The 16,233-nt window shown below is 72.5% G+C and carries 16 protein-coding genes; 3 read left to right on the top strand and 13 right to left on the bottom strand.

The genetic code is table 11. The annotated features are described in order from the left end of the window. The 3 genes from ABT381_RS30560 to ABT381_RS30570 form a co-directional block, all read right to left on the bottom strand. On the bottom strand, window positions 1-1,023 hold a 1,023-nt coding region (locus ABT381_RS30560; RefSeq protein ID WP_351599878.1), incomplete at its 3' end, for an MBL fold metallo-hydrolase. Window positions 1,024-1,299: 276 nt separating this feature from the next. Next, window positions 1,300-2,166, bottom strand: a complete 867-nt coding sequence (locus ABT381_RS30565) for a GNAT family N-acetyltransferase (RefSeq protein ID WP_351599880.1) — start codon at window positions 2,164-2,166, stop codon at window positions 1,300-1,302. 43 nt (window positions 2,167-2,209) lie between these two features. Then, window positions 2,210-2,986 (bottom strand): alpha-ketoglutarate-dependent dioxygenase AlkB family protein, encoded by a 777-nt coding sequence (locus tag ABT381_RS30570; protein ID WP_351599882.1) that lies wholly within the window; start codon window positions 2,984-2,986, stop codon window positions 2,210-2,212. A gap of 304 nt (window positions 2,987-3,290) precedes the next feature. Between ABT381_RS30570 and ABT381_RS30575 the strand changes: the two genes are divergently transcribed. Continuing rightward, the gene (locus ABT381_RS30575) at window positions 3,291-4,274 is read left to right on the top strand and encodes a carbohydrate kinase family protein (RefSeq protein ID WP_467754431.1); all 984 of its coding nucleotides are present in this window, start codon (window positions 3,291-3,293) and stop codon (window positions 4,272-4,274) included. A 3-nt stretch (window positions 4,275-4,277) separates the two neighbouring features. On the opposite strand, the gene ABT381_RS30580 is transcribed toward ABT381_RS30575, so the two are convergent. The 3 genes from ABT381_RS30580 to ABT381_RS30590 form a co-directional block, all read right to left on the bottom strand. Further along, window positions 4,278-5,051: an SAM-dependent methyltransferase gene (locus ABT381_RS30580; protein ID WP_467754442.1), complete on the bottom strand. Its 774-nt coding sequence runs from the start codon at window positions 5,049-5,051 to the stop codon at window positions 4,278-4,280. A gap of 146 nt (window positions 5,052-5,197) precedes the next feature. Further along, the gene (locus ABT381_RS30585; protein ID WP_351599886.1) at window positions 5,198-5,476 is read right to left on the bottom strand and encodes a DUF397 domain-containing protein; all 279 of its coding nucleotides are present in this window, start codon (window positions 5,474-5,476) and stop codon (window positions 5,198-5,200) included. Between the two features lie 3 nt (window positions 5,477-5,479). Then, complete coding sequence (locus ABT381_RS30590) at window positions 5,480-6,346, bottom strand: Sco1979 family transcriptional regulator (protein WP_351599888.1); 867 nt, start codon at window positions 6,344-6,346, stop codon at window positions 5,480-5,482. A gap of 181 nt (window positions 6,347-6,527) precedes the next feature. Here ABT381_RS30590 and ABT381_RS30595 point away from each other — a divergent pair, with 181 nt between their 5' ends. Then, window positions 6,528-6,926 carry an ATP-binding protein gene (locus ABT381_RS30595; RefSeq protein ID WP_351599890.1) on the top strand — a complete coding sequence of 133 codons (399 nt, stop codon included), beginning with the start codon at window positions 6,528-6,530 and terminating at the stop codon, window positions 6,924-6,926. Here the strand turns inward: ABT381_RS30595 and ABT381_RS30600 are convergent. After that, the gene (locus ABT381_RS30600) at window positions 6,923-7,774 is read right to left on the bottom strand and encodes an SGNH/GDSL hydrolase family protein (RefSeq protein ID WP_351599892.1); all 852 of its coding nucleotides are present in this window, start codon (window positions 7,772-7,774) and stop codon (window positions 6,923-6,925) included. The genes ABT381_RS30595 and ABT381_RS30600 overlap by 4 nt on opposite strands. Before the next feature lie 276 nt (window positions 7,775-8,050). Between ABT381_RS30600 and ABT381_RS30605 the strand changes: the two genes are divergently transcribed. Further along, the gene (locus ABT381_RS30605; protein ID WP_351599894.1) at window positions 8,051-8,863 is read left to right on the top strand and encodes a tyrosine-protein phosphatase; all 813 of its coding nucleotides are present in this window, start codon (window positions 8,051-8,053) and stop codon (window positions 8,861-8,863) included. A gap of 52 nt (window positions 8,864-8,915) precedes the next feature. Here ABT381_RS30605 and ABT381_RS30610 read toward each other — a convergent pair whose 3' ends face one another. The 6 genes from ABT381_RS30610 to ABT381_RS30635 form a co-directional block, all read right to left on the bottom strand. Continuing rightward, on the bottom strand, window positions 8,916-10,076 hold the full coding sequence (locus ABT381_RS30610; RefSeq protein ID WP_351599908.1) for a serpin family protein: 1,161 nt from the start codon (window positions 10,074-10,076) through the stop codon (window positions 8,916-8,918). Between the two features lie 56 nt (window positions 10,077-10,132). Continuing rightward, complete coding sequence (locus ABT381_RS30615) at window positions 10,133-11,515, bottom strand: aspartate aminotransferase family protein (RefSeq protein ID WP_351599896.1); 1,383 nt, start codon at window positions 11,513-11,515, stop codon at window positions 10,133-10,135. Further along, window positions 11,512-13,428 carry a 1-deoxy-D-xylulose-5-phosphate synthase gene (dxs, locus tag ABT381_RS30620; protein WP_351599898.1) on the bottom strand — a complete coding sequence of 639 codons (1,917 nt, stop codon included), beginning with the start codon at window positions 13,426-13,428 and terminating at the stop codon, window positions 11,512-11,514. Before dxs ends, ABT381_RS30615 begins: the two co-directional genes overlap by 4 nt. Window positions 13,429-13,505: 77 nt before the next feature. Further along, a complete protein-coding gene (gene ispG, locus ABT381_RS30625; protein WP_351599900.1) occupies window positions 13,506-14,672 on the bottom strand; it encodes a flavodoxin-dependent (E)-4-hydroxy-3-methylbut-2-enyl-diphosphate synthase in 1,167 nt (388 codons plus the stop codon). Between the two features lie 4 nt (window positions 14,673-14,676). After that, a complete protein-coding gene (hpnH, locus tag ABT381_RS30630) occupies window positions 14,677-15,702 on the bottom strand; it encodes an adenosyl-hopene transferase HpnH (protein WP_351599902.1) in 1,026 nt (341 codons plus the stop codon). Between the two features lie 5 nt (window positions 15,703-15,707). Then, on the bottom strand, window positions 15,708-16,233 hold a 526-nt coding region (locus ABT381_RS30635), incomplete at its 5' end, for a phosphorylase family protein (protein ID WP_351599904.1).

Genomic DNA, 16,233 nt, shown 5'->3' on the forward strand with positions numbered 1-16,233 from the left:
CTTGCCGGGCACCGGCGCCGCGAGCTTCGCGCCGGCCGCCAGCGCGGCCGCTGCCGTGCGCTCCGCCGGCTCCGCCCACGGGTGCGGCGCGAGGTTGAAGGTGCCCCAGTGGATCGGCAGCAGGACGCCCTCGGGGCTGCCGCCGCCGAGGTCGAGGTGGGCGCGCAGGCCCTCTTCGGGCGTCATGTGGATGTCGGGCCAGAACTCCTCGCTGTACGCGCCGATCTGGATCATCGTGACGTCGAACGGGCCGTGCGCCTCCCCGATCTCCGCGAAGCCGCCGAAGTAGCCGGTGTCGCCGCTGTGGTACACGCGGTGCTCGGGCCCGGCGACCACCCAGGACGCCCACAGCGTGTGCTGCGGGCCGCGCAGTCCGCGCCCGCAGAAGTGCTGGGCCGGGGTGGCGGTCAGCGTCAGCTCGCCCACCCGCGTCGACTCGTGCCAGTCCAGCTCGGTGATCCGCTCCGGCGGTACGCCCCAGTACTCCAGGTCGGCGCCGATGCCGAGCGGCACGACGAAGGCGGTGCCGGTGGCGATCAGGCCCTGGATGGTGGGCATGTCGAGGTGGTCGTAGTGGTCGTGCGAGATGACGACGGCGTCGACCGGCGCCAGCTCCTTCAGCAGCAGTGGCACGGGGTGCAGCCGCCGCGGGCCGACCCAGGTGAACGGCGAGCAGCGCTCGCCCCAGACCGGGTCGAACAGCACCCGCTGCCCGTCGATCTCCGCCAGCACGCTCGAATGACCCATCCAGGTGATGCGCAGCCCGGAGGCGGGCGGCCGGGCCCAATCGGCGGCGGTCGGGCGGTGCACCGGGATCTCGCCCACGGGCGCCCTGCGCAGCCGGCCGTCCCTGCTCAGCTGCGTACGGACCATGGGCAGGGTCGAGCCCTGGAGCAGTTGCCGGGTGACGACCGGGTTGCGGAACTGTCCGTCCACGAATTGCGGGGAGCGGCGGATCCTGGCCAGGCGCTCTCCTGTGGGCACGGCGCCGAATGCGGCGGTGCGCCACGAGCCGGTACTCATGCGCCAAGAGCGGGGAGCGGTCACGACACCTCCAGGTTCGGGACGGTCGGCGGTCTGCGGGCCCGGCGGCCGGCCGGCTGCCGGTCCCCGGGACCGGGCGGTCGGCCACGACCGCGGTGTCGCACCGCCCGGACACAACACCATCACCCTCAACGGACAACCGCGCGACCGGCCCGGGCATTCCGCGTACCGCCGGACGGGGGACCGCTACCCAGTCGGACGGCGGAGAAGTCGTGGCGGAGGAGGGAAGTCCGGTCCGGGTGGGCACCGAGTGCCTTACGGGGACGGTGTGGCCTGCGGGAAGTCGTAGCGGCGGTGCTCGCCGACGGGCCGGTAGCCGAGCCGCTCGTACAGGGCCGTACTGGTGCGGTTGGCGGCGTCGGCGAAGAGGAGCACCTGCTCGGCGCCGGCCGCGAGCGCGCCCCGCGACACCGCGGCCGTGGCGCCCGCCGCATAGCCGTTGCGGCGCAGCGCGGGCGGGGTGTAGACGGGGCCGACCCGGGCCATGCCGCCGACCGTGCGGGTGACGCCGGCGAGGGACGCCGGGCGCCCGTCGGCCTCCCAGAGCGTGAGCCCTCCGTAGGACAGCCGGTCGTCGACCGCGCGGTCGTGCCCGTCCGGCTCGCCGCCGCCGCTCTCGCGCGCGAACGCGCCCCACCAGTCCACGAGGAGGCCGCGGTCGGCTGCGGTGGCGGTACGGGCGCTGCCGCGCGGCGCCGGGTCCGGCGGGGCCGGCTCATCCAGGCGGTAGAGCCGCAGGTGGGTCCTCAGCCGCGCGGCGCGGCCCGTGCGGCGCTCCCAGGCGGCGGTGAACGCGTCGGCGGCGGGCCGCGCGCCGTTGACCCCGCCGACCGGCAGCGGCCCGGCCGCGAGGACGTCCAGGAGCTCGGCGGCGGCCCGGTCCGGCATCGGCGAGAGCACCGGCGGGCGGGGCGCGGTCCACAGGAAGGCGCCCGTGATGCGGCCGTCCGGGTCGCGCCACCAGCCGTACCGGGGTGGCCGGTCACCGTAGGCCGCCGGGCCCGAGGCGGCCAGCGTGGCCGTGACGCCGAGCAGCACCGTGTGTTCGGCGGGGCGAGCGCGCAGGAAGCCGCCCGCGGCGGTCAGAAACGTGTCGAGGTCGTCCGTCGTCGTCCAGCTCATGGTCCAGCGTGCCGCCGGTCCCGGCGGGTGCGCATCCGCTTTTTCAGCGGGCGGCCCGCTCCAGGGCGCCGACGCGCAGCGTGAGGTTGACGCGGCCCTTCAGGCCGAGCGCTGCGGGCGCGGTGCCGGGGGCGGTGCGGGGCACGCCGTGGTACGCCCACCGGGACGGGCCGCCGAACACGAAGAGGTCGCCGCTGCGCAGCTCGACGTCGGTCCAGGGCCGGTTGCGGTGCTCGGCGTTGCCGAACCGGAAGACGCAGGTGTCGCCGAGGCTGACGGAGATCACGGGCGCGGCGGAGTGCTCGTCGATGTCCTGGTGCATGCCCATCCGGGCGTCGTCGCCGTAGAAATTGAGCAGCGCGATGTCGTACGGCTCGTCGGCCGCGTACGGCGCCGCGCCGTCCCCGGCGCCGTACGCCGCCCGCAGCGCCCGGTCTGCGAGCGCGCGGAGCCGTTCGGGGAAGGGCTTCACGGGCGCGCCGTCGCCGTCCACGACGGTACGGGTGTAGGCGTACGGGTAGGAGTGCCGGCCCGGGCAGCCGGGGTTCTCGCGGACCGCGCGGCCGCAGTCCGGGCAGCGGGGCACCGCGCTCCAGTGCCAGCCGAGGCAGACCTGACGGACGGACATCACGCCGCCGCCCGGTGTCCGTACGGTCCGCAGCCCGGCCGGCGGCATGGCCCACCCCCGGCACGCCGCCAGCAGCTCCCGCTGCTCCTCCGAGTCCAGCCAGTCCGGCACGTGTACCGCGCCGGGCGCCACCTCCGTCCGCTCGCGCGGGAACACCTCGCGCGGGAACAGTCCGTCCGCTTCGCCCTCCATGTCTCCATCATCCCTCGGGCCGCGTGGAGTCGGGTATCGGCCAAGTGGCGCCGCGCCCGGCGGCCCGTGGGAGCGGGTCCCGCGCGCTGAGCAGCACGCGGGGGCGGGCCCGCAGGGCGGACCGCACGGGGCGGGTGCGGCGCGGGAGCTGTCCGGAAAGCGGTGGTGGGGGCGGCGGCGCGCACGTCCCGGCGGGTGACGGGGTAGTGACTTGCCGTTGCGCGGGGTGCGTGGCGTCTACACTCCCCGAAGCGGCCCCAATGGGCCGTTATCGGTCTCACCAGCCAGGGATTCAAGGACACTTGTGACATTCCAGCAGGGACTCCACCAGGACACCCGGCCGACGCAGCCGTACGACGTGCTGGTCGTCGGCGGATCGGGTGTGGACACGATCGTCCGGGTCGGCGCACTGCCGGTTCCGCAGGCCGACTCCTTCGCCGTGCCGCCGATCCGGGAATGGGCCGGGCATACGGGCACGGGCGTCGCGCTCGGCTGTGCGGCGCTCGGGCTGTCCACCGCGTTCGTGGACTTCATCGGTGCGGACCACGAGGGCGAGCTGGTCAGGGAGCGGCTGAAGGGCACCGGCGTCGACTTCGATCCGTTGACCTCCCCGCACGGGACCCGCCGCGCGGTCAACCTCGTCTCCCCCGACGGCCGCCGCACGTCCTTCTACGACGGCCGGGACCCGCTCGATCTGCGGATGCCGGCGGACCACTACTTCCCGTATCTCCGCCGGACCCGGCACGTGCATCTGTCGATCATGCACTTCGCGCGGTTCCTCTTCGACGACATCGCGGAGCTGGGCGTACCGGTCTCCACCGACCTGCACGACTGGGACGGGCTGGCCGACCACCACCGGGAGTTCGCGCTCCGCTCGGACCTGGTGTTCCTCAGCGCGGCGGGCGCCGGGGAGCGGATCGGCGCGGTGATGCGGGAGATCCTGCGCGAGGGCCGGGCCGAGGCGGTGATCGCCACGGCGGGCGCGGGCGGCGCGTATCTGCTCACGCCGGACGACTCCACCCCGCGGCACGTCCCGGCGGCCGTGCCGGGGGCGCCGGTGGTGGACAGCAACGGCGCGGGCGACGCATTCGTGTGCGGCTTCCTGCACGGCCGGCTGGCCGGGCACGACCTGGAGGAGTGCGCCCGGCTGGGTACGGTCGCGGGCGCGCACGCCTGTACGTCGGAGGGCACGCACACCGCGCTCATCACGGCGGCCGAACTGCTGGCGGCGGCGGAGGAAGAGGAGGAGCCCGCTACGGAGGTGCGGACCCCTTCGCTCACTCCGTGAGGTTCACTCCTTGATGCCCACCCCGCCGTAGAAGATCGTGTTGTTGATCTCCTCGGCGGTGGGCACCGGGCCGTCCGGGCGCCACAGCGGGACCCGGACGACGCCCGGCTCCTGGAGCCGGAACGGCCCGAAGAGCCGCTGGACCGCGGCCCTGTCGCGGAGGTTGAGCGTGGCGGTGGCGTTCTTGTAGACGTTCAGGACGCCGTCCCGCGCCGCCTCGTCCGTGCGGCCTGCCGCGTACTCCTCGTACGGCTCGCCCGTGGCGTGCGAGAGGATCAGCCGGCTGCCGGCGGGCAGTGCGCCGGCGAGCGCCGCGACCACGCCGGCCGGGTCCTCGTCGTCGCGCAGGAAGTGCAGTACGGCGACGAGCAGCACGGCCACCGGCCGGTCGAAGTCGATCAGCGAGCGGACCGCCGGGTCGGCGAGCAGCGTCTTCGGGTGGCGGACGTCGCCGAGGACGAAGCCGGTGCCCGGCGTGTTGGTGAGCCGGGCGCCCGCGTGGGTGGCCACGATCGGGTCGTTGTCGGCGTAGACCACCCGCGCGTCCGGGGCGGCCGCGCGGGCCACTTCGTGGGTGTTGGGCGAGGTGGGGATGCCGGTGCCGAGGTCGAGGAACTGCCGGATGCCGGCGCCCGCCGCGTCCCGTACGGCGCGCTGCATGAAGGCGCGGTTGGCGCGGGCGCTGTCGCGGACCTGCGGGTGGGCGCGGATGACCTTGTCGGCGGCCTCGCGGTCGGTCTCGTAGTTGTCCCAGCCGCCGAGGTAGTAGTCGTACATCCGCGCGGGATGCGGCCTGCTGGTGTCGATCTCGTCCGCCGTGAAGCCCTGTTCCGGCGGCAGGCTGTGGCCCGTCAGGGGGCTGTGCTCCACCGGGACGTCCGGGTCCGCGGGGAAGTCCTGGCCCGCCGGGCAGGTCCGGTCGCTCATGCCGTCCTCCGGTTCCCGCAGCCGCCGGGCGCCGCGTGCAGCAGGAAGTCCGCCTCGCCGGCCTTCGCGCCCCGGATGAAGCTCTCGATCTCGCCGTGGGTGTAGATCAGTGCCGGGCCGTTGGGGTCGGTGGACTGGCGCAGCGCCACCCGGCCGTCCTTGAGTCTCATCGCCTCGACGCACTCGCCGCCGTTGCCGCCGCTCCACGGCTTGTGCCAGCCCTCGCTGCCCAGCTCGCTGGCGGGCATGCCGTTGTAGATGCGTATGCGATCCATGGTTCAGATCTCCTTGCGAAAGCCACTCAGAAGGGCTGCGGTGCGGTGTGCGGGCGCGGCCTGCGCGCACATCCGGTCCAGCGCCTCCAGGAACTGCGAGACGTCGCCGCGCTGATCGAAGTACACGGCGCCGACCAGGCTCTCCGCGTACGCGATGTCGGGCAGCTCCGGGATGGGGAACCGGAAGATGTGGAACGGCCCGTACATGGCGGGGTGCGGGCCGGTGGCGAAGGGGATGACCTGCAGCCGTACGTTGGGCAGTTCGGTGGCCTCGATCAGCCGGTCGAGCTGCTCGCGCATGACGCCCGCGCCGCCGACCGGGCGGCGCAGCACGGTCTCGTCCAGCACGGCCCACAGCATGGGCGCGTTGTCGCGGCGGAGCAGCGACTGGCGTTCCATGCGCAGGTCGACGGAACGGTCGATCTCCTCGGCGGCGGTGTGCGGCATCCCGGCGCGCAGCACGGCGCGCGCGTAGCCCTCGGTCTGCAGCAGGCCGGGTACGTAGTGCGGCTGGTAGGCGCGGATGAGGTTGGCGGCGCTCTCCAGGCTGACGTACGCGCTGAACCAGTCGGGCAGTACGTCCCGGAAGCGGTGCCACCAGCCGGGGCGGTTGGCCTCCCGGGCGAGGGCGATGAAGGTCTCGCTCTCCTCCGCGTCGGTGACGCCGTAGGTGGCGAGCAGCTTCTCCACGTACGGGATCTTCAGCCCGACCTCGGCCTTCTCCATGCGGCGTACGGTCGCGTGCGTGACGTCCAGCGCCTCGGCGGCCTGTTCGAAGGAGAGTCCGGCCTTCTCGCGAAGGTCCTGCAGCCTCTTGCCGAGGACTACCCGCAGGACGGTCGGCGCCCCGCCCGACCGTGCGTCCACCACTTGTGATCTCCTCCAACTGAGTTACGTGCTCAGCAGTGTGTCATGCCATCAGAAGCGCGAACAGACTGTCATGGCGATTCTGCAATTTACAGAATGGTCCTTGCCAAGCTTGTTCAACATCGCACATAGTTGCGGAGTGCCTTCCTCCCACCACGCGGAATCGTTAAGGGGATGCGGCGGCGTGGCCGTCCAAGTCCTCAGCGACGCCTTCCAATTGCCGGCTCTGCGCACCTCCGTTCCGGAGGCCCGCCGAAGAGTCACGACCGCGCTGCGGGAATGGGGCGCCACCGAGCAGCTGCGCGACGACGCCGAGCTGGTGGTCTCGGAGCTGTTCACCAATGCCGTGCGGCACACCGACAGCGAGCGGGTCTCCTGCGAGCTGACCCTCGACGGGGCGCGGCTGCGCGTGGCGGTCACCGACCAGGGGCACAGCGACTCCCGGCCGCAGGCCCAGCCGCGCAGCACGGACCGGGAGTGCGGGCGCGGCCTGCTGCTGGTCGGCGCGGTCTCCGAGGACTGGGGCGAACGGCCCGCCGACGCCGGCCGGGGCCGGGTCGTATGGGCGGACCTCGCGTACTAGCGGGCGGCCTGTGCCGGGACGGCCGCCTGGGCGAGCGCGGCCGCGTCGGCCTCCAGCAGCGCCAGCTCGGGCCGCTTCGCCGTGACGTGGTCGCCGGAGGACTCGCCGCGCAGCCGCCGCCCGATCCACGGCACGAGGTGTTCGCGCGCCCAGTGGATGGTCTCGCGACGGGCGTCGGCCGCGCTGCGCGTCTCCGGCGGCCAGGGCTGGTCCGGCTCGGCCGGCACGTCCAGGCCGAGCACCTGGGCCGCGCGCAGCGCCACCCGGGTGTGCCCGTCGGGCGAGAGGTGCAGCCGGTCGTCGCTCCAGGCGCGGCGGTCCTGCACGGACTTCAGCGACCACAGGTCCAGGACCGGGCAGTCGTACTGGTCGGCGATGGCCCGGACATGGGCGGTGTACGTGGCGATCTTGCCGCGCAGGTGCTTGAGCACGGGGATGTCACGGGTGTCGAAGCCGGTGCACAGCAGGACCGTGCCGACCGACTCCTTGAGGTCCGCGACGGCGGCGGCGTAGCGCTCGGCAACGTCGTCCGGGTCGGAGCCGGGCCGCAGGATGTCGTTGCCGCCGGCGCAGAACGTCACCAGGTCCGGCCCGAGCTCCTTCGCGCGCGGGACCTGCTCGGCGACGATCGGGTCCAGGAGGCGGCCTCGTACGGCGAGGTTGGCGTACCGGAAGTCGTGCTCCGGGCGGCGGTCGGAGAGCAGGACCGCGAGCCGGTCCGCCCACCCGATGAACGTGCCGTCCGGACCGGGGTCGCCGACGCCCTCGGTGAAGCTGTCCCCGACGGCCGCGTACGACCCGAACAGGTCACTTTCGCTGCTGCTTATCTTCTTCGAATCCTCTGCCACGTCAGGACATACTTCACCTTCAGGAGTGACCTACGCCACCGTAACCATGGGTTGACGACAGGTGATGATCGCCACTCAGTCAAATTCTGCCCAAGTCGGAATACGAGTGGACAGCAGCCCCGCGCCGAGACGGACGCCGAGCGCCCCCACCGCAACCCCATACGGTCACGATCAGTGGCCGGACGAGCTAGTTGCCTATTGCACCAGTGCCGTATGGTCGAAACAGCCCGCTCGCCGACGAGCAGCGTCGGCGGCCGACGTAAAAGGAGCGCGCCCGTGACGACGCAGCAGCCGCCCCAGGTCCGGTCGACCGAGCCCCTGCTCACAGAGGTGCGCAACTTCCGGGACGTCGGCGGACTGCCGACGGTCGACGGGCGGCGGGTGCGGCAGGGACGGCTCTTCCGCAGCGGTCACCTGGCGCACGCCACGGAGGCGGACGCCGCCTTCCTCGGCACGCTCGGCCTGCACACGATCTTCGACTTCCGTAACGCCGCCGACATCAAGCTCGAGGGCCCGGACGTCACCCTGCCCGGCGTGCGGCACGTCAACATCCCGCTCACCGACCCGGCCGACGGCGCGGAGTTCTGGGCGATGGTGCGCGACGGCGAGCTGGACCAGCTGCGCGCGGCGCTGGGCGACGGGCAGGCGGCGGGCCGGATGGCGCGCACGTACCGGCACATCGTCTCGACCCGCACCGCCGACCACAGCCGGGTGCTGCACTCCATAGCCGAGGAGAGCGTGCCGGCGCTGATGCACTGTGCGGCCGGCAAGGACCGCGCGGGCCTGTCCATCGCGGTCACGCTGCTCGCGGTGGGCGTGGAGCGGGAGGCCATCGAGGCGGACTACCTGGAGTCCAACGACCCGCGCCGGCGGTACAAGGTGCGCCGCTCCGACCGCTCGCAGGCCGGCATGTCCGAGGAGGTCATGGCGCTGCTCGCGCCGCTCTTCGACGCCCGCGCCGAGTACCTGCACGCGGCCTTCGACACCATCGAGTCCACCTGGGGCTCGACGGAGACGTACCTCACCGAGGGCCTGAAGCTCACCCCGGAGACCCGCGGCCGACTCCGCGAACGGCTGCTGGAGGACTGACGGCCGCGCGGCAGCGCTCTCGAAGGGCCGGTACCCATGAGGGGCCGGCCCTTCAGCGTGTGTCGGGGCGGGCCACCCAGCCCGCGGCGAGGACCAGGCCGGTGTCCCGCTGCACGGCCAGGAAGCCGAAGGGACGGTCGAAACGCGCCTCGACCTGCCGGGTCCGGTACGGCGGGGTCATCGGCGCGCCACCGGGGGCCGCGGCGATGGCGGTGACCGCGGCGGCGCGGAAGCCCAGGGCGCCGAAGGTCGCGGTGGCGGACTGGCGGGCCGCGGAGACCGCCAGCGGGTACGCGCTGATGCCGGGGAAGTGACCGCGTGCGGCGTTCTGCGCGCTCTCCAGTCCGAACAGCGCCGCCCGGCCGAGCAGATCGTGCTCGGCATCGACGGTGAAGGCGACGGAACGGACCGCGAGGGTCGGCTCCGTGTCCCAGCTCGGCACGGTGGTGACGCGGAGACCCGGGCCGACCGCGTCGCCCTCGGGCAGCGCGTCTCCGTACGTGGTGGCGTACGCGCCGTCCAGGGCCGCGATCCCGGCGTCCAGCACCTCGCCCGCGGGGCGGTCCTCGGGGCCGAGCAGGAGGTGCACGTCGAGCCCGTTGTCGCCCTCGACGCGCAGCCGGGCGAGCGGGCCCCACGGCGTGGTGTGCAGCGCGAGGAGACCGGCCGGGGAGCCGAAGCGGACCAGGCCGGCCAGCCGGCGCCCGCGCCACGGTCCGGCCTGCGGCGCGAGCGAGGTCTCGGTGAACGGCCGGGTCCAGGTCGTCCGGGCCACCAGCGCGGAGGCCAGCACGAAGAGCGTGTCCGGGTCGACGACCGGCGGCATCTTGCCGATCATGCCGTCGGTGCGCCGCGCGGCCCAGGCGTTCAGCTCCGCCAGGTCCGTCTCGATGTCCCCGGTGAGCTCGCCGTGGGTGTCCAGGGGCAGCCCGGCACGCCACTCCGGGCGCAGCTCCAGTGTGCGGCGGGCCCACAGGCCGACCGCCGCCCGGACGCCGGGCGCGGCGTCCAGCGCGGCGAGGAGCTCCCGGCCCGCCGCGGCGGCGGATTCGGCGGGCACTCCCAGGGCGGCGGCCAGCTCGGCGCGGGCCGGGCCGTGGGCCGGGCCCGTGAGCAGCGCCAGCAGCGGCCAGACGCCGGCCGCGGTGAGGACGGTGCCGCGCTCCGCGCCACCGCCGTCGCCGGCCGCGGCCCGCGCCCAGCGCGCCGTCATCGCGTTCACGGCCCGTACCGTCGTCGGTGCCACCACCGCTTGCCCCCGTAGTCAGCTCATCTGTTGGCCATCGCCTGCTTGACCAGTGTCCGCCCGAAGTCCCAGATCAGGCCGCCGCCCGTGTGGGCGTCGTCCATGACGGCGGTGAAGGCCGCGACGAAGCGGTCCACCTCCTCGGCGCCGATGATCAACGGCGGGATCAGCTTAATGACTTCGAGGTGGTCGCCGGAGACCTGGGTGAGGATGCGGTGCCGCTGCAGCAGCGGCACCACGACCATCTGCGCGAAGAGCCCCTTGCGCGCCGCCTGGAGCATCGTCCAGCGGCCGCGCAGCCCCAGCGATCTGGGCCGGCCGAACTCGATCCCGACCATCAGGCCGCGGCCCCGCACGTCGTGCAGCAGCTCGTACTTCGGGATCAGCTCGGCGAGGCGGGTGCGCAGCAGGTCACCGGTGGTCCGCGCACCCGCCACGATGCCCTCGTCCTCCATGACCGTCAGGACCGCCAGCCCGGCGGCCATGGCCTGCGCGTTGGAGCCGAAGCTCGCCGAGTGCACCAGGACCCGGTCCATCGAGGAGTAGACCTTCTTGAAGACCGACTCCTTGCCGAGCGTGGCGCCGACCGGTACGTAGCCGCCGGAGAGCGCCTTGGCCACGCAGACCAGGTCCGGCTCGACGCCGGGCTCGTGCTGGTACGCGAAGAAGTCGCCGGTGCGGCCGAGCCCGGTCTGCACCTCGTCCGCGATGAGCAGCGCCTTGTGCTTGTGCAGCAGCTCCTGCGCGGCGCGCAGGAAGCCGGGCGGGGCCGGGTGCACGCCCTTGCCCTGGATCGGCTCCACGACGAAGCCCGCCACGTCGCCGCGCTTCAGCTCCCGCTCCAGCGCGTCCAGGTCGCCCAGCTCGATGGCGGTGTCCGGCAGCAGCGGCGCGAAGCCGTCGCGGAAGCCGTCCTCGCCGTTGACCGAGAGCGAGCCCGTGGTCAGGCCGTGGAAGGCGTGCGTGCAGTACAGGATGCGCGGGCGGCCCGTCGCGTACCGGGCGAACTTCAGGGCCGTCTCGACGGCTTCGGTGCCGCTGTTCCCGAAGAAGACCCGGTCCAGGTGCGGCGCGTACCGGAGCAGTTTTTCGGCGAGCAGGCCCGGCAGCGGCGGGCAGTCGAAGCGGGTGAGGTCGGCGAGCCCGGCGTCCAGCACGTCGTGCAGCGCCTGCCGGACGACGGGGTGGTGCCGGCCGAGGCCCATCACGCCGAAGCCGGCGAGCATGTCCAGGTAGTCCCGGCCCTGGTCGTCCCAGAAGTACGCACCCTCGGCCCGCTCGTACACCTTGTCGAAGCCGATGGTGTGCAGCATCCGCGGCAGCTGGTGGTTGAGGTACTTGGCGTGCAGGTCGTAGCGTTCGGCGCCGCGCTCGGCGAGCAGCTTGGTGAGGTCGAATCCGGTCATGCGTCGTTGTTCTCCTTGACGGCCGCGACGGCCGCCGCGCGGTCGTCCGTACGGGGCAGGCTCTCGGCGATGCGGCCCGCGATCTCCGCCGGGGTCAGCCCGATGTCGGCCAGCACCTCGCCCCGCTTGGCGTGCGCGAGGAACTGTTCGGGGATGCCGAAGGTGCGCAGCGGCAGGTCGATGTCGGCGTCGCGCAGCGCCTGGCCGACCGCGGCGCCGACGCCGCCGGTGCGGCTGCTGTCCTCCACGACGGCCACCGCGGCGTGCCGCGCGGCCAGCCGCGGGATCTCCGGGTCGACCGGCTTGACCCACCGCGGGTCGATCACCGTGGCGTCGATGCCGCGCGCCGCGAGCAGTTCGGCCGCCGCCAGGCAGACCGGCGCCATCACGCCGACCGCGACCAGCAGTACGTCCTCCCGCTCGCCGCGGGCGAGGACGTCCACTCCCCCGACGCGTTCTCGCGCGGGAACGGGCTCGCCGACGGACTCCTTCGGGTAGCGCACGACGGTCGGCGCGTCGTCGACGTCGACGGCCTCGCGCAGCTGGGCGCGGAGCTGGTCGGCGTCGCGCGGCGCGGCGATCCGCAGGCCCGGCACGACCTGGAGGATCGACATGTCCCACATGCCGTTGTGGCTGGGCCCGTCGGTGCCGGTGACGCCGGCCCGGTCCAGTACGAAGGTCACGCCGCACTTGTGCAGCGCGACGTCCATCAGGATCTGGTCGAAGGCGCGGTTGAGGAAGGTGGCGTAGACGGCGAAGACCGGGTGCAGGCCGCCGGTGGCGAGCCCGGCCGCCGAGACCGCGGCGTGCTGTTCTGCGATGCCCACGTCCCAGACCCGGTCCGGATACGCGGCGGCGAACTTGCCCAGCCCGACGGGCTGCAGCATCGCCGCGGTGACCGCCACCACGTCCGGCCGCTCGGCGCCGATGCGGACCATCTCGTCGCCGAAGACGGAGGTCCAGGACGGCGGGCCGGGCGGCGCGACCGGCGCGCAGGTGAGCGGGTCCATCACGCCGACGGTATGAAAGCGGTCGGCCTCGTCCTCCAGCGCCGGCCGGTAGCCGCGGCCCTTCTCGGTGAGGCAGTGCACCAGGACGGGGCCGTGGAAGCGGGCGGCGCGGCGCAGCGCGGACTCCACCGCCTCGATGTCGTGGCCGTCGATCGGGCCGACGTATTTCAGGCCCAGGTCCTCGAACATGCCCTGGGGCGCGAAGGCGTCCTTGAAGCCCTTCTTCGCGCCGTGCAGCGACTCGTACAGTGGCCTGCCGACGACCGGCGTGCGGTGCAGGACGTCCTTGCCCCAGGTCAGGAAGCGTTCGTAGCCGTCGGTGGTGCGGAGCGTGGCGAGGTGGTCGGCCAGGCCGCCGATGGTGGGCGCGTAGGAGCGTTCGTTGTCGTTGACGACGATGATCAGCGGCCGGTCGTCGGCCGCCGCGATGTTGTTGAGCGCTTCCCAGGCCATGCCTCCGGTGAGCGCGCCGTCACCGGTGACCGCGACGACGTGGTCGCTCCTGCCCAGTACCTGGTTGGCCTTGGCCAGCCCGTCGGCCCAGCCGAGCACCGTGGAGGCGTGGCTGTTCTCGATGACGTCGTGGACGGATTCCTCGCGCGAGGGGTACCCGGACAGGCCGCCCTTGCCGCGCAGCTTGGAGAAGTCCTGCCGGCCGGTCAGGATCTTGTGGACGTACGACTGGTGCCCGGTGTCCCACAGGATGCGATCGGCGGGCGAGTCGAACACCCGGTGCAGGGCGATGGTCAGCTCGACCACGCCCAGGTTGGGGCCGAGGTGGCCGCCGGTGCGGGCGACCGCCTGGATGAGGAACTGGCGGATCTCCGCGGCCAGTTCGCCGAGGCGGTCCGTCGGCACCTCCTTGAGGTCCTGCGGTTCCCGGATGTATTCGAGCATCGACATGCTGGGTCCCCCCTCCTCTGTGTTCTTGCCGGCGGAGCCGTCGGGGTCGTCGGCCGACGGCTCCGCCGGGGGTCGGTTCAGCCGACGGTGACGTCGGGGGCGCCGGTGGCCGCTCCCTCGGCTGCCATGCGTGCGGCGATCTTCATGGCTTCGTCGATGAGGGTCTCCACGATCTTCGACTCCGGCACGGTCTTGATGACCTCGCCCTTCACGAAGATCTGCCCCTTGCCATTGCCCGAGGCCACACCCAGGTCCGCCTCGCGGGCCTCACCCGGGCCGTTGACCACACAGCCCATCACCGCGACGCGGAGCGGCACCTCCATGCCGTCCAGCCCCGCCGTGACCTCCTCGGCCAGCTTGTACACATCCACCTGCGCCCGCCCGCACGAGGGGCAGGACACGATCTCCAGGCGGCGCTGCCGCAGGTTCAGTGACTCCAGGATGGAGATGCCGACCTTGACCTCCTCCGCGGGCGGGGCGGAGAGGGAGACGCGGATGGTGTCGCCGATGCCCTCGCTCAGCAGCGCGCCGAAGGCGACGGCGGACTTGATGGTGCCCTGGAAGGCCGGGCCCGCCTCGGTCACGCCCAGGTGCAGCGGGTAGTCGCACTGCGCGGCCAGCTGCCGGTAGGCGTTGACCATCACGACCGGGTCGTTGTGCTTCACGGAGATCTTGATGTCGCGGAAGCCGTGCTCCTCGAAGAGCGACGCCTCCCACAGGGCCGACTCCACCAGCGCCTCGGGCGTGGCCTTGCCGTACTTCTGCAGCAGCCGCCGGTCCAGCGAACCCGCGTTCACCCCGATCCGGATCGGCGTCCCCGCGTCATTGGCCGCCTTCGCGATCTCCTTGACCTTGTCATCGAACTGCTTGATGTTGCCCGGATTCACCCGCACCGCCGCACACCCCGCGTCGATCGCCGCGAAGACGTACTTGGGCTGGAAGTGAATATCCGCGATCACCGGGATCTGCGACTTCTTCGCAATGACCGGCAGCGCGTCCGCGTCGTCCTGCGTCGGGCACGCCACCCGCACGATCTGGCAGCCGGACGCCGTCAGCTCCGCAATCTGCTGCAGCGTCGACCCGATGTCGGCGGTCCGCGTCGTCGTCATCGACTGTACGGAGACGGGCGCTCCCCCGCCCACGGCCACCGGCCCGACCTGGATCCGGCGCGAGACGCGCCGGACGGCCAGGGGCCGGGCCGGTACCTCGGGGAGCCCCAACGTGACAGGCTCACCAATGGTCATGACGTCACCCGTGGTTTCCGGCGACGGTCTCGCGGGCGGCGCGCAGCGACTCCTTCAGGGAGCCCATGGTCGCCAGGACGGCGGTCGGCTCGTAGCCGCAGTGCGCCATGCAGTTGGCGCAGCGCGGATCCTTGCCGCGGCCGTACTTGTCCCAGTCGGTCTCCTCGATCAGCTCCCGGTACGTGGGGACGTACCCGTCGCTCATCAGGTAGCAGGGGCGCTGCCAGCCGAACAGGGAGTAGTTCGGGATCGCCCAGGCGGTGCAGGGGAAGTCCGCCTTGCCCTCCAGGAAGTCCAGGAAGAGCGGGCTGTGGTTGAGCCGCCAGCGGCGCCGGTTGCCGCCCGCGAACGCCTTCTTGAACAGCTCCCTGGTCTGCTCGACACCGAGGAAGTGCTCCTGGTCGGGGGCCTTCTCGTAGGCGTAGGCGGGCGAGAGCATCATCTCGTCGACCTTGAGGTCGTCGTTGAGGAAGTTGAGCACCTCGATGATGGTCTGCGGGGTGTCGGTGTTGAAGAAGGTGGAGTTCGTGGTGACCCGGAAGCCGCGGCGCTTGGCCTCCTTGATGGCCTCCACTGCCTCGTCGAAGACGCCTTCCTTGGCCACGGACTCGTCGTGACGCTCGCGCATCCCGTCGATGTGCACCGCGAAGGCGAAGTACGGCGAGGGAGTGAACTTGTCCATCTTCTTGCGCATCAGCATGGCGTTGGTGCACAGGAAGACGTACTTCTTCTTGGCGACCAGCTGGCGCACGATCTCATCGATCTGAGGGTGCATCAGAGGCTCGCCGCCCGCGATGGAGACCATCGGAGCGCCGGACTCCAGTACGGCGCCGACCGCCTGCGCGACCGGCATCCGCTGCTTCAGCACCCCGGCCGGGTGCTGGATCTTTCCGCAGCCCTCGCACGCGAGGTTGCATGCGTAAAGCGGCTCCAGTTCGACGATGAGCGGGAACTTCTCACGCCGCCGGAGCATTTTCTGTTCAAAGAGATAGGTCCCGACCCTGATGGTCTGACGGAGCGGCATGGCCATCTGGCTCACCTCCTGGGGAGCAGCAAAGAACGGTGCCATTCAAAGAAAACGGGAAGGACGGCACGCAAGACGCGGAAGGCCGATATTCCCCCGCGTATCGTGCCAATGCGGACGAGTTCATGCTCTGGAGCGTCCACGACCACTCGGACGGCGGCAATGGGGCGGGGTCCGGCCCGCAGCGCGCTGCCGAGCGTCGCGGCGGACTCCATGTCCACGGCGACCGCCCCGGCGGCGTGCAGCGCGGTCCGCTCGGCGCCGCGCACGACGTGGTCGCTGCCGAGCAGCAGCCCCGAGTGCACGGTCAGGCCGCGTTCCTTCAGGGCCGCGACCAGCGGCGCATTGTCGCGGCAGACGGCCTCGGCGCGGTCCGGCTGGTGCTCGCGGGTGGCGTCCGCGACGACCACGTCACCGGGGCGCATGCCCGGCGCGAGCCCGGCGCAGAAGCCACTGGCAACGACCGGCGAGGCAGCGGCGGGCGAGCCGGCGCCGAGCGCGGCGCCGATGGCCCGCTCCGCCGCCTGCGGGCCCATG

Source organism: Streptomyces sp. NPDC000151, assembly GCF_040301705.1.
In the GTDB taxonomy this organism is placed as follows: domain Bacteria; phylum Actinomycetota; class Actinomycetes; order Streptomycetales; family Streptomycetaceae; genus Streptomyces.

Coding starts and splice junctions, on each gene's coding strand:
- ABT381_RS30565 (WP_351599880.1), bottom strand. CDS start 2,166: ATGAGCTGGACGACGACGGACGACCTCGACACGTTTCTGACCGCCGCG.
- ABT381_RS30570 (WP_351599882.1), bottom strand. CDS start 2,986: ATGGAGGGCGAAGCGGACGGACTGTTCCCGCGCGAGGTGTTCCCGCGC.
- ABT381_RS30580 (WP_467754442.1), bottom strand. CDS start 5,051: ATGTACGACTACTACCTCGGCGGCTGGGACAACTACGAGACCGACCGC.
- ABT381_RS30585 (WP_351599886.1), bottom strand. CDS start 5,476: ATGGATCGCATACGCATCTACAACGGCATGCCCGCCAGCGAGCTGGGC.
- ABT381_RS30610 (WP_351599908.1), bottom strand. CDS start 10,076: ATGACGGCGCGCTGGGCGCGGGCCGCGGCCGGCGACGGCGGTGGCGCG.
- ABT381_RS30615 (WP_351599896.1), bottom strand. CDS start 11,515: ATGACCGGATTCGACCTCACCAAGCTGCTCGCCGAGCGCGGCGCCGAA.
- dxs (WP_351599898.1), bottom strand. CDS start 13,428: ATGTCGATGCTCGAATACATCCGGGAACCGCAGGACCTCAAGGAGGTG.
- ispG (WP_351599900.1), bottom strand. CDS start 14,672: ATGACCATTGGTGAGCCTGTCACGTTGGGGCTCCCCGAGGTACCGGCC.
- hpnH (WP_351599902.1), bottom strand. CDS start 15,702: ATGGCCATGCCGCTCCGTCAGACCATCAGGGTCGGGACCTATCTCTTT.